Origin of the sequence: Streptomyces sp. 891-h (assembly GCF_022760275.1) — a bacterium.
Taxonomy (GTDB): Bacteria; Actinomycetota; Actinomycetes; order Streptomycetales; family Streptomycetaceae; genus Streptomyces; species Streptomyces spirodelae.
Genome location: NZ_CP050693.1, coordinates 429694 through 441892 on the forward strand (window position 1 = coordinate 429694; position 12199 = coordinate 441892).

Genomic DNA, 12199 nt, shown 5'->3' on the forward strand with positions numbered 1-12199 from the left:
CTCGTTCGGCAAACCCCCGGAATGGTGTGTTCTTCACAGCGGTCAGGCCCGCACACCGGCTCCCGTATCGGTCAGTTGAGCAGGAGCAAGGTGTCCCAGCCGGCGGCGGCGCTGTCGGTCGCGTAGGCGTGGAGGGCGAGAGCGATGCCGGCTGCGCCGTCCAGGAACCCTGGCATGTCGAGGTGGAGGTCGGCGGCGGGCTGGTAGTAGCGGTATCCGAAGGCCGACTCGGGTGAGAAGCCGTTCAGCGGCCGCTCGGCCACCTCGTCGGTGGCCGCCCGCAGTCCGGCCTCCGGGTGGTCCAGTTCGAACAGCTCCAGCAGATAGAGCATGCCGGACCAGCCATGGCACTGCGCGTGGTCGTTGATGCCCCACTCGTCGGCGGGACGGCGGAGCATGGCCTGTACGGCCTGGAAACCGGCACGCGTCCACTCCGGCCGGTCCAGCACCCGGCCCGCCATGGCGACAGCACGCCGAGCGGCCGGGTATGCCGTTGCGCGAGACCGAAGTTGACCTGGCCGTCGGCGAACTCCTCGGCGACCAGGGGGCGTTTCGTGAGCCCGTACCACCAGCCCGGCACCTCCACACCCCGGACGCGCAGCGGAGCACGGAGCGACGCCAGCGAGGGAAGGGCGGTCCGCAGCGCGGCCTCGATCGCCTCCCGCACTCGGGTGGGTGAGGGGCAGGGCAGCCATTCGTACGACCCCGAACTCCGTTGCCCGGAACACCGGTTCCGGTGCGCCGTCCGCCGCATTGCTGTGCACCAGTGGTCCCCTCCCCGTTCCCTCACCGCCCCAGGGCCGCCGACCCCGACGGCCGGAGAGGCCGACGGGGCCGGCTGCGGTCGATCAGTGGTGCGTCAGCGCCGGCTCAGCAGCACGGGACGCACATGGCGACGCCGATGCCGTAGGTGTTGACAGTGGTCGGGGTCAGGGCGGCGTTCTCGTCGAGCTCACGTGCGGCGTCGGGGTGCGCGGCCTCGCGCTCGACCGATTCCACGAGTTCCACATCGAGATCGAACAGCGTGCTGGGCATCTCGAACCTCCCGTTGTGTACGTGCGCCTGTGGTCGTCCTCATTGATGAAGACACGTCACGATAAATTGACCGTTGACTGACAGCAATGGGCCGGGAGTGAGAAACATGACGCAGTGAGTCTGAAGGAGCCGCTCTGGAAGGGGAGTTGGGAGGGACTGAGGAGGCAGCGACCGTGGTCACCAGGCTGCGGTGATCACCCTCCGTGGCCGTGGCCGATGTGTCAGCTTGACCTGGGGCGACGGATACGGCGGGCGATCTCGCGCCAGCCCGTTCGGCGACGTTCGGGCACCTCGGGCTTTTCGGGCTCGGCGGTTTCGGAGGAGGTGCGCGGCTCGGGCGGGGCCGGGGTCGTGGTGCGGGCGGCTTCGGCACGCGCCAGGGCAGCGATGGCCCGGAAGGGGTCGGTAGGCATGGCTCTCCTACGGCAGAGTGAAGGATCGGAGCAGCAGCAGCCCGCCCGGACACCCGCGGTCGTCGCGCTGGACTCGGCCGCCCAACCGGAGGCGGTCGTCGCGCTTGTCAGGGGCTTTCCGAGCAGGCGGGTCCGATCAGCAGCGCAGGATCTGCCGCTGGGCCACGCGTGGATGGCAGTCGACCGTGACGCGTGGAGCCGGGCCGGTGGGAGCGGCCCCGGCGGGCAGCAGACCGCGCACAGCCGGAGAGTCGATCACAGGCAGAGACGAATGACAGTGCGGCCGATGGGTGGCAGTCGCCACCAGGAACGCCTGTGCGGAGGAAGGGTCGTGGCCAGGGTGCCGGCCATGTTCCGGTTCGTCGACGGACACCTGCGGACAAGGCAGCGTGGCGGCAGCCGTGAGGGAGGCCCGGCCGTTGACGCACCCCGCGTCCTCGGCGGACAGTTCGGCGCCGCCGAGCGCGAACAGGGTGAGCAGCAGAGTGAGCGCGGCCGCCAAGGTCGCGGCTGCCGCGTGGAAGCGGCGTGCCCGCCGGGGACGCCATCCCGTGGCCGGCACACGAAGGCGACGCCCCGTGGCCGGCACACGAAGGCGACGTCCCGTGGCCGGCACACGAAGGGGGCGTTCCGGGGACGGCATATGAAGGGGCATATGTGCACGCCTCCTGCCATCCCGGTCGTACCTTCCATTTCCATGCTCAAGGCGATCGGCGCGCAACGCGGTGGCGGTCACTCGTACGGGAGCCGGGTTTCACCCGTGTCGGCTAAGGAGGCGCGTGGCCGCCGCGTTCGGCCACGTCAGCTCGTCAACTCGGCAGTTCGTCAGCTCGTCAGTTCTTCCTGATGGCGTCGCGGACGCGGTCGAGGAGTGCGGCGAAAGGACCGAGGGTCCACTGGGCGGCCGGCGAACCGGCGGTGGCGGGGTGCGGGTGGGTGGGCGCGGCACGCTCGACGGCCAGGAGCCGCCGCCCCAGTCTGCCCAGCTCTTCCGGGGTGCACAGGCGGCGCAGCGAGGGGAATTCCTCGCGCTCCTCGTGTGCGGCATGTTCCTTCACCGACTGCTCGAAGCCGGCGAGCATCGAGGTGAACTGCTCGCTGCCGAACTCCAGCTTCTCCAGGTCGGCCAGTACCTTGTTGGCCTCCTTCTCCTCGCTGTTGCGGGCGGCGGCCTCCTCCTCGCCGCCGATGTGTTTCACCGTGGGGCGCACGATCATTTCCTCGGCGGTCTCATGGACGGCCAGCAGGGCACGGAGTTCGAGGAAGCTCGCCCTGCGCGCCTCGACGGTCCCGTCGCGTACCGCGTCGAACAGCTCCCGGATCCTGGCGTGCTGTCTCAGCAGCACGCCGATGACATCGTCAGGCGGCAGCTGGGCGGTCTCGTCACGGTTCGGCTCTGCCTGATGCACGGGTCGCTCCTCGCTCGGGAAAGGCCGGCTCGTACGCGGATACGCGGGCGCGCGTACGCGGATACGCCGCAGCCGTTCCCCCGCCCCGTCGGCTCCGTCACCTCCGCGTTCCAGGGCTCCCTCCCCGAGGAGGGCGGTTCACCCGAGCAGCAGCGGCAGCGCTTGCCGGTCGTCAGCCGAGGACGAGCGGGAGCTTCGCTGCGAAGGCGCCCAGCGCGGCCTGCTCCGCGTCGGTCGGCGCCCGACGTCCGGTGCCGATCAGCAGCGCGTCCTTGTCGGAGAGCGAGGCGGGAAACGGGGCCCCGGCGATCTCCTCCAGCGAGGTGCGCGCCGCCGAGAGGGTCCGGGCGCAGGGCTCGGTGGCCGACGGCAGGTGTGCGATCAGGTCGAGGTGGTGCAAGGTCCATTCGAGCAGGTAGGCGGACAGGTAGTCGCCGACGCTCAGCACCTTGTCCTTGGTGCTGACGCGGACAGCGGGGTCGGCGAGTCCGGCGGCGCGCCCCGCGGCGGAACCGACGTCGTCGAGGTGGAACTTGAGCAGCCGGGGGTCGCCGTATGCGGCAGCCAGCCGGGGGATCAGCGCGTCGAGGGGGTCCTCGCCGGCCGGGGGTTCGACGAGGTCCCAGTAGGTGGCCGCGTTCGCGGTCGGTTCGGCGTCCTTGGGCGTGACCAAGGTGATCAGGACGTCCTGCGCGTCGATGATCAGATGGCACACCAGGTCCCGTACGAGCCAGCCGTTACAGCCGGAAGGGCGCTCGAAGTCCTCCTCCGGAAGGTCCGCGACCGCCTCGCGCAACGTCGCCCAGGAGTCTGAGAAGAGATCCACCGCGGCACGGTAATGCCGGGTCGGAACGGCGGACAAGCGCATTTCGGGCCCGCGCGTCCACCGTCCTCGCCGTCATCGCCGACTCGCCGTCCCGAAGGTGGTCGTCCCGGCCGCGCGCCTGGTCGGGTGCCATCGCGCCCGACCAGGCGGTCCGCGGTTACAGGTACGGGCGGGTGATCAGCTCTATCGCGTGGCCGGCCGGGTCCTTGAAGTAGACGCCTCTGCCGCCGTGTCCGTTGTTGATCTCGCCGGGGCGCCGCATCTGGGGGTCGGCCCAGTGTTCGATGCCCTGGTCGCACAGCCGCTGGTACGCCCGGTCGAACAGTTCATCGTCGATCAGGAACGCGTAGTGCTGCATCTGGATCTCCACCGGCGGCTCGGCGAACTGGATCAGCACGCCGTCGGTGAGCTGGATGTTGGTGAACGGGCCCCAGGACGGCGCTTCCGGCAGTTCCAGCAGTTCGCGGAAGAAGGCGGCGGACTCGTTGCGGTCCTTTGAGGCGATGATGGTGTGGTTGAACGTGACTGTCATGTGGTTGACCTCGCTGCGGCTCGGCACGGAGAAGGGACTCGTGGTGCACGAGCACTGGGAGGTCCGCGTGCCGAACCGTGTGGGTGCCTCTGCCGCACCCACCGAGCGATCAGTCCTCCACCGGATCGCCGATCCGTGCGTGGCGTAGCGCCTGTCCGGTGTTCACGGCGGCGACTCTACTCGATCAAGTCGAACGCGACAACGACCAGTTGGCAGGCCCTTTGTGGCCGTGCCGGTGAGTTCCCGGCTGGGCGCCGACAGCCCCTCTGTCACATCGCGGTGAAGCCGCCGTCCGCCGCGACCACGGCACCGGTGACGAAGCCGGCGCGTGGCGAGACCAGGAAGCACAGCACTTCGGCGATCTCCTCGGGCTGGGCGACCCGGCCGAGCGGCTGTGCGTCGGCGAAGGACGCCAGGTACTCACGGCTGTCGGAGCGGAAGGTGTCGAGGAAGTCCGTCTCGATGACGCCCGCCGCCACGATGTTCGCCCTGATCCCCAGCGGGCCGCCCTCGACAGCGAGGACCTTGGTCAGCTGGGCGAGGGCGCCCTTGGACGCGCTGTACGCGGCACCTTCCGGCAGCGCGACGGTGCACACGTACGAGCCGGTGCTGACGATGGCCCCGCCGCCGCGTTCCTTCATCGCGCCGAAGGCCTCCCGGGCGAAGAGGAAGGACCCGCGGGCGTTGACCGCCATCACGGTGTCCCAGTCCTCCGCCGTCGTCTGTGTGATCGGCTTGTTGAGGGTGCGTCCCGCGTTGTTGACCAGGACGTCCAGACCGCCGAACGCGGCGACGGCTTCTCGTACCGCGCGCCGAGCGGTCTCCTCGCGGGTGACGTCGCCGATCAGCGGGCGAACGCCTGCGAACTCCTCGGGCAGCTCGGCCACCTCCTGACGCTGGTCGACGGCGACGACCCGCGCGCCCCGGCTGTGCAGCAGCCGGACGGTCTCCTTGCCGACGCCGCGTGCCGCACCGGTGACCAGGGCGGTCTTGCCGGCGAACTCCTCGAAGGCGGGATCAGTGAAGGTCGTCATGGTGCTGTTCCTGTTCCTTCTCGTTGCCGCTGCGCGCGGCGGAGGTGACGGCGGGGGCGGAAGTGGTGGCCGCGGACCGGGTGGCCGCAGTGCGGGCGGTCGCGTGCGTACGTGGCCTGCTCAGGAGCCCGGTGGCGGCGAGACCCGCGAGGACGCAGCCGACGATGACCGCGATGGCCGGGAGGTATCCCGCCATCGGATCCGTGCCGCCGCCCGCGCGTCGTCCCGCTTCGGCCACCGCGGTGACCACGGCCAGTACGACCGCGCCGCCGATCTGCATGGAGGTGTTGAGCAGAGCTCCGGCGAGGCCCTGGTCGCGGTCGGGGACACCCGCGACCGCACTCATGTTCAGCGCGGGGAACGTCGCCGCCGTTCCGAGTCCGTTGAGGACCATCACGGGCAGCACCACGGAGAGGAAGGACGAGTCGGGTCCGATCCGCAGGAACATCGCGTACGAAGCGGCCAGCAGCAGCATGCCCGCAGCGATCATGCGCGGGTGGCCGAACCGGGCCGCGAGGCGTCCGGCGAAGGGCGCCACCGCGCCGTTGACCAGGCCGAGCGGAATGAAGGCGCCCGCGGTCTGGAGCGGAGTCCACTGCAGCACGTTCTGCAGGTAGAGGGTGGCCAGGAACGCGAAGGACGTGTAGGCACCCCACATCGCGAAGATCGTCAGGTTGGTGCCCGCGCTCCGGCGGCGCGTGAGGAAGGACAGCGGCACCAGGGGCGTACTCGCCCTGGCCTCGACGCGGACGAACAAGGCGAGCAGGACTGCTGCCGCGGCGAACAGTGCGACGGTGCGCACCGAGGTCCAGCCGTGCTCCGGCGCCTGTGCGATGGCGTACACACACAGGAGAAGCCCTCCCGTGACGCTCAGCGCACCCGCGAGGTCGATCCTGCCCCGCCCCGCGGGAGGCGGGTCGGCCGGCAGCAGACGGCTCCCCGCGATCAGCGCGGCCACGGCGAGGGGCACCGGCAGCGCGAAGACCAGCCGCCAGGAGACCTCGGTGAGCACGCCGCCGAGTACCAGGCCGCCGACGAATCCGCCGGCGCCCGCGGTCGCGTACCAGCCCAGGGCCCTGCCGCGCTCGGGGCCTTCCGGCCAGTTGGTGGTGATCAGCGACAGCGCCGCCGGGGCGAGGAAACCGGCGGCCACGCCCTTGACCAGCCGGGCCGCGATGAGCAGCCCGCTGCCGGGAGCGAGCGCTCCCGCCACGCTGACCACCGCGAAGACGGCGACGGCCGCCAGGAAGGTACGCCGACGGCCGAACAGGTCGGCTGTCCTGCCGCCCAGCAGCAGGAAGCCGCCGTAACCGAGCGTGTACGCGGATATCACCCACTGCAGGGACGCCGGTGACATGCCCAGCTCGTGCTGGATGGCGGGGAGGGCGACACCGACGTCGGACAGGTCGATGGCATCCATGAAGTGCGCTGCGCACAGCGTCAGCAGGGCGAGCGCGCCGGGGGTGGTGTCTTGTGCTGACAGAGGGCCTGCGGCCTTCTGCGTCATTGTCCAGCTCTCTTTCGATCGGATGGCTCGAGCCGGCTCCGTGAGCGGTCGTACACGGTCAGCGGGCCGGGGTGCAGCGGCATACAGCGCGGCTGCGCGCTCGGGGCTCAGGGGGCGGGCTGCTCCCGGTACAGCACGAGGTGCTCGTGGTACAGCACGCCGTCGCGGACATCGCCGGTGGCGGTGAAGCCGGTGTCGTCGACGTAGTCGAGGTGAGCGCCCGCGACGGTGTAGCGGCCGGTGTACGCGCGGGCACGTCGGCCGCGCGCCTCCTCGTAGCGGCCGTCCGCGCGCAGTTCCTGGCGGATCTGACCGTCTGCGGTGACCCACATACCGACGACGTCGATGTCCGGGCCGTTCGCCGAATCCGTGTCCATGGCAAGACCTCTCGCTGAGGGCGGGGATGGGTTGCGTCAGCGAGTCTGGGCAGTGCCGTACGGGCGAACCAGGACGCTCTCTGCCTGGGTGCGGCACACCCAGGCAGACCGGCGCGGCGGCGCATAGCCTGGCGGCATGGCCGACAACCACCTAGCCGCATTCCTGCGCAGCCGACGCGCCGGCCTCAGCCCGGAAGAGGCGGGCATGCCGAGTTACGGCACCCGCCGCGTCCCCGGGCTGCGCCGGGAGGAGGTCGCGGTGCTCGCGGGCATCAACGCCGACTACTACACCCGGCTGGAACAAGGCAGGGAACGTCACCCTTCGGCTCAGGTGCTCGACGCGCTCAGCCGTGCGCTGCATCTCGACGACGACGCCCGGTCACATCTGTACCGGCTGGCCGGGCAAGCCCCCACCGCTCCCGCCGGCCGGGCGCCCGGCCAGGTCAGCGCCGGGCTCCGGCAGCTGATCGACGGCTATCCCCACACGCCCGCTTTCGTGCTCGACCGGACCTTGGACATCCTCGCCGGCAACGCACTGGCCGACGCCCTGTACGCGCCTTTCAGCCCGGCGGACAACCTGGCCCGGATGGCCTTCGTCGACCCCGCGGGCCGCACCTTCTACCAGGACTGGGACAGGGCGGCCCAGGCCACCGTCGCGAATCTGCGCCAGGCCGTCGGCTTCGAGCCGGACAATCCGCGCCTGCGCGAACTGGTGGAGTCCCTCACCCGGCAGAGCGCGGAGTTCGCCCGCCTGTGGGAGGGCCACACCGTGCGCGGCAAGACGCACGAGGCCAAGCGCTTTCTCCACCCGGACGTCGGTCCTCTCACCCTCGGCTACCAGGCGTTCGACGTGCGGGAGGCCGCGGGCCAGCAGCTGGTCATCTACCACGCGGAGCCGGGCAGCCCCAGTGCGGAGGCGCTGCACCTGCTCGGCTCCATCCACGCGACACGCACCCGCTCCGCGCCCAACGGCGCGGAGCGGGGCTGAGCCTGCCGGGCCCTCGGTCAGGCGCCGACGTAGGCCGCCAGGTGCTCCCCGGTGAGGGTGGAACGGGCGGCGACGAGGTCGGTGGGTGTGCCCTCGAAGACGACGCGGCCGCCGTCGTGGCCGGCGCCGGGGCCGAGGTCGATGATCCAGTCGGCGTGGGCCATCACCGCCTGGTGGTGTTCGATGACGATGACGGTCTTTCCGGAGTCGACCAGCCGGTCGAGCAGGGCGAGCAACTGCTCGACGTCGGCGAGGTGGAGGCCGGTGGTCGGCTCGTCGAGGATGTAGACGCCGCCCTTCTCCGCCATGTGGGTGGCCAGCTTGAGGCGCTGGCGCTCGCCGCCGGACAGCGTGGTGAGCGGCTGGCCGAGGGTGAGGTAGCCGAGTCCGACGTCGGCGAGCCGCCGCAGGATCTTGTGGGCCGCCGGTGTCCGCGCCTCGGCTGAGGCGGAGAAGAACTCCTCGGCCTCGGTCACCGACATGGCGAGCACCTCGCTGATGTCGCGGCCGCCGAGGCGGAGTTCCAGCACCGCCGGCTGGAACCTCTTCCCCTCGCAGTCCTCGCAGGTGGCGGCGACCCCGGCCATCATCGCCAGATCCGTGTAGATGACGCCGGTGCCGTTGCAGGTGGGGCAGGCGCCCTCGGAGTTGGCGCTGAACAGCCCCGGCTTGACGCCGTTGGCCTTCGCGAAGGCTTTGCGGATCGGGTCGAGCAGCCCGGTGTAGGTTGCCGGGTTGCTCCGCCGCGAGCCGCGGACCGGGCTCTGGTCGATCGCCACCGCCCCCGCCTCGGCGGCTTCGGGGCTCTTGACCAGCGACCCGTGCATCAGCGAGCTCTTGCCGGAGCCGGCGACACCGGTGACGGCGACGAGCACCCCGAGCGGGATGTCGACGTCCACGTCGCGGAGGTTGTTCGCCGTCGCGCCGCGGATCTCCAGCGTGCCGGTCGGCTTGCGTACCGTCTCCTTGAGCGCTGCGCGGTCGTCGAAGTGGCGGCCGGTGACGGTGCCGGCGGCCCGCAGCCCCTCGACGGTGCCCTCGTAGCAGACGCTGCCGCCTGCCGTGCCGGCGCCGGGGCCGAGGTCGACCACGTGGTCGGCGATGGCGATGACCTCCGGCTTGTGCTCCACGACCAGCACCGTGTTGCCCTTGTTCCGCAGCCGCAGCAGCAGGTCGTTCATCCGCTGGATGTCGTGCGGGTGCAGTCCGATGGTGGGCTCGTCGAAGACATAGGTGACATCGGTGAGCGAGGACCCGAGATGGCGGATCATCTTGACGCGCTGGGCCTCACCGCCCGAGAGAGTGCCCGAAGGCCGGTCCAGCGAGAGGTAGCCGAGCCCGATCTCGACGAACGAGTCGAGGGTCTGCCGCAACGTGGCCAGCAGCGGCGCCACCGAGGGCGCGTCGACCTTGCGGACCCATTCGGCCAGGTCGCTGATCTGCATCGAGCAGGCGTCGGCGATGCTGATCCCGTCGATCTTCGAGGACCTGGCGGCCTCGCTGAGCCGGGTGCCGTCGCACTCGGGGCAGGTGGTGAAGGTGACGGCCCGCTCCACGAACGCCCTGATGTGCGGCTGCATCGCCTCCTTGTCCTTGGAGAGGAACGACTTCTGGACCTTGGGGATCAGCCCCTCGAAGGTGAGGTTGACGCCCTCGACCTTCACCTTGGTCGGCTCCCGGTACAGGAAGTCGTGCATCTCCTGCTCGGTGAACTCGCGGATCGGCTTGTGCGGGTCGAGCAGGCCGGAGTCGGCGTAGACCCGCACGGTGAAGAAGCTGTCCGACTTCCAGCCGGGGATGGTGAACGCGCCTTCGGCGAGCGACTTGGAGTCGTCGTAGAGCTGCGTGAGGTCGATGTCGGAGACCGTGCCCCGGCCCTCGCAGTGGGTGCACATACCGCCGGTCCGGGTGAAGGTCGCCTTCACCGCCTTCTTGGCGCCCCGCTCGACGGTGATCGCCCCGCTGGCCCGAACCGAGGGGACGTTGAAGGCGTACGCGCTCGGCGGGCCGATGTGCGGCTGCCCGAGCCGGCTGAAGAGGATGCGGAGCATCGCGTTGGCGTCGGTGGCCGTACCGACGGTGGAGCGCGGGTCGGCCCCCATCCGCTGCTGGTCCACGACGATCGCGCTCGTCAGCCCTTCGAGCACGTCGACCTCGGGCCGCGCCGTCGTCGGCATGAAACCCTGGACGAAAGCGCTGTAGGTCTCGTTGATCAGCCGCTGCGACTCGGCGGCGATGGTGCTGAAGACCAGGGAACTCTTGCCGGAGCCGGAGACGCCGGTGAACACCGTCAGCCGGCGCTTCGGAATCTCGATGTGGATGTCCTTGAGGTTGTTCTCCCGCGCGCCGTACACGCGAATCAGCTCGTGGCTGTCGGCAATGTGCGGCGAAGGCGACTCCGTGTCCGCCCCGTTATCCGTATTCATGCGCTGCTCGTCTTCTGTTGTCGTCTCTTTTACTGCTCGGGCCTCTGCTGAATCCGCACCCTATTGCCCGAGGGGTCGCGGAAGGCACAGACCGCCATCGGCAGCGCACCCTTGGTGAGCAGCTTTTGCAGAGCGTCACCGTCGGTCTGTGAACGGCCGGTGTGGCAGTACCGGAATGAGATGTCCATGCGGCCGAGATTAGGCGTGGGCGGCGGTACCCGCTTCTCGAATCCTGATCGGTTTCTCAGCGTGCTGGCTCAGCGGTGGCGAGCACTCAGTTCCTTGTCCCGGGGGAAGACCCGTACCAGCGTGTTCACCAGGTGATCGACTGCGTCGGCCCCGGGGCGGTCGGAGAGGTTCGACAGCAGCCGCACCATGGCGGCCATGACGGGAGGCGATTTCACGGCGTTCTGGGTGACGAGCGAGGTGAACAGCGGGCGCGCCATGAGGGAGGAGAAGACGCGGCCCAGCCGGTAGTAGCGGCCCAGCCGGGTGGCGACCTCGCGGGGGTACTGCTCCAGCAGCCGGTCCCGTGAGGGTCCCGTGGGGCGGCTGAGGGCCTGGGGTACGAGGTCTGCCACGAGTTCCCCGGCTTCCATCGCGTAGGCGATTCCCTCCCCGTTGCACGGGTTGACCATGCCGCCCGCGTCGCCGATGAGCAGGAGTCCCTGCCGGTGGTGCGGGAGCCGGTTGAAGCCCATGGGCAGCGCCGCGCCGCGCAGCGGGCCGTCGGCGTGTTCCTCGCCGCGCAGTCCCCACTCCCCCGGCGTCCGCTCCAGCCAGGGAGCGAGCATCTTGCGGATGTCGGTGGTGCCGGTGCGGGAGTCGTTGAGCACCCCGAGGCCCACGTTGACCCTGCCGTCGCCCAGCGGAAAGATCCAGCTGTATCCGGGCAGGATGCGGCCGTCCGGGCGGCGAAGGTCGAGCCAGGACTCGAGGTAGGGGTCCTGGTGCTTGGCGGGGCTGCGGTAGTAGCGGCGTACAGCCGTGCCCACGGGGCGCTTGCCGAGCCGGGTGACGCCCATGGCCAGTCCGAGCCGTCCAGCGACGCCGTCGGCGGCGATCACCACGGGGGCCGAGAAGTCGCGTGGCTCCCCGTCGGGGCCGTATACCGCGCGCACTCCGGTGATGCGGCCCGCCGCGTCCCGCAGCGGCGCCGTCACCTTGGTCCGCGTGTGCAGTACGGCACCGGCGGCGACGGCCCGTTCGGCGAGAAGCTGGTCGAAGTCGTGGCGGGTGCGGGTCAGTCCGTAGCCCGGAAAACTGTTGCTCTCCGGCCAGTCCACCTCGAGGGTCACCCCGCGTGAGACGAACCGCAGTCCCCGGTTGCGGCTCCACCCGGGAGCGGAGGTGTCGACACCCATGCGTACGAGGTGCCGCACGGCACGCGGAGTCAGGCCGTCACCGCAGACCTTCTCCCGTGGGAAGCCGGACTTCTCCAGCACGGCCACCTCCACCCCCTGGCGGGCCAGGTGGTAGGCGGCCGTGGCCCCGGCCGGCCCGGCTCCCACGACGAGCACCTGCGCTTCGCTGCGCGGCCCTGTCATACGGCGGGCTCCCGGCGCGGTGCCATGTGCGGTTCCTGCTGCGCAGTGTGCGGTTCCCGCGGTGCCGTATGCGGTTCCTGCTGCGGGCCCTCGCCGGACGGGCCG

At 70.5% G+C, this 12199-nt stretch carries 13 protein-coding genes; 1 reads left to right on the forward strand and 12 read right to left on the reverse strand.

The features are described 5' to 3' along the window. Positions 1-71: 71 nt before the first annotated feature. From HC362_RS34860 to HC362_RS01980, 10 genes are all read right to left on the reverse strand, one after another. Complete coding sequence (locus HC362_RS34860; protein WP_279240170.1) at positions 72-695, reverse strand: lanthionine synthetase LanC family protein; 624 nt, start codon at positions 693-695, stop codon at positions 72-74. 175 nt (positions 696-870) lie between these two features. After that, complete coding sequence (locus tag HC362_RS01940; RefSeq protein ID WP_243082028.1) at positions 871-1035, reverse strand: hypothetical protein; 165 nt, start codon at positions 1033-1035, stop codon at positions 871-873. A gap of 221 nt (positions 1036-1256) precedes the next feature. Then, positions 1257-1448, reverse strand: a complete 192-nt coding sequence (locus HC362_RS01945) for a hypothetical protein (RefSeq protein WP_243082029.1) — start codon at positions 1446-1448, stop codon at positions 1257-1259. 136 nt (positions 1449-1584) lie between these two features. Then, complete coding sequence (locus HC362_RS01950) at positions 1585-2010, reverse strand: hypothetical protein (protein WP_243082030.1); 426 nt, start codon at positions 2008-2010, stop codon at positions 1585-1587. A gap of 271 nt (positions 2011-2281) precedes the next feature. After that, positions 2282-2857 carry a hemerythrin domain-containing protein gene (locus HC362_RS01955; protein ID WP_243082031.1) on the reverse strand — a complete coding sequence of 192 codons (576 nt, stop codon included), beginning with the start codon at positions 2855-2857 and terminating at the stop codon, positions 2282-2284. A gap of 172 nt (positions 2858-3029) precedes the next feature. Beyond that, entirely contained in the window at positions 3030-3683 is a 654-nt protein-coding gene (locus HC362_RS01960) for a maleylpyruvate isomerase N-terminal domain-containing protein (protein ID WP_243082032.1), read from the reverse strand. Between the two features lie 157 nt (positions 3684-3840). Beyond that, positions 3841-4215: a VOC family protein gene (locus tag HC362_RS01965; RefSeq protein WP_243082033.1), complete on the reverse strand. Its 375-nt coding sequence runs from the start codon at positions 4213-4215 to the stop codon at positions 3841-3843. 269 nt (positions 4216-4484) lie between these two features. Then, positions 4485-5249, reverse strand: coding sequence for an SDR family oxidoreductase (locus HC362_RS01970; RefSeq protein ID WP_243082034.1), 765 nt, complete (start codon positions 5247-5249; stop codon positions 4485-4487). Next, positions 5233-6756: an MFS transporter gene (locus HC362_RS01975; RefSeq protein WP_243082035.1), complete on the reverse strand. Its 1524-nt coding sequence runs from the start codon at positions 6754-6756 to the stop codon at positions 5233-5235. The genes HC362_RS01970 and HC362_RS01975 overlap by 17 nt, the downstream gene beginning before the upstream one ends. Positions 6757-6863: 107 nt before the next feature. After that, positions 6864-7133 (reverse strand): Atu4866 domain-containing protein, encoded by a 270-nt coding sequence (locus HC362_RS01980; RefSeq protein WP_243082036.1) that lies wholly within the window; start codon positions 7131-7133, stop codon positions 6864-6866. A 136-nt stretch (positions 7134-7269) separates the two neighbouring features. On the opposite strand from HC362_RS01980, the gene HC362_RS01985 reads away from it, so the two are divergent. Further along, on the forward strand, positions 7270-8121 hold the full coding sequence (locus HC362_RS01985; RefSeq protein WP_243082037.1) for a helix-turn-helix transcriptional regulator: 852 nt from the start codon (positions 7270-7272) through the stop codon (positions 8119-8121). 17 nt (positions 8122-8138) lie between these two features. Here the strand turns inward: HC362_RS01985 and HC362_RS01990 are convergent, their stop codons facing one another. Both HC362_RS01990 and HC362_RS01995 read right to left on the reverse strand, forming a co-directional pair. Further along, entirely contained in the window at positions 8139-10547 is a 2409-nt protein-coding gene (locus HC362_RS01990) for an excinuclease ABC subunit UvrA (RefSeq protein ID WP_243082038.1), read from the reverse strand. Positions 10548-10804: 257 nt separating this feature from the next. Beyond that, entirely contained in the window at positions 10805-12094 is a 1290-nt protein-coding gene (locus HC362_RS01995) for a geranylgeranyl reductase family protein (protein ID WP_243082039.1), read from the reverse strand. Positions 12095-12199 lie beyond the last annotated feature (105 nt).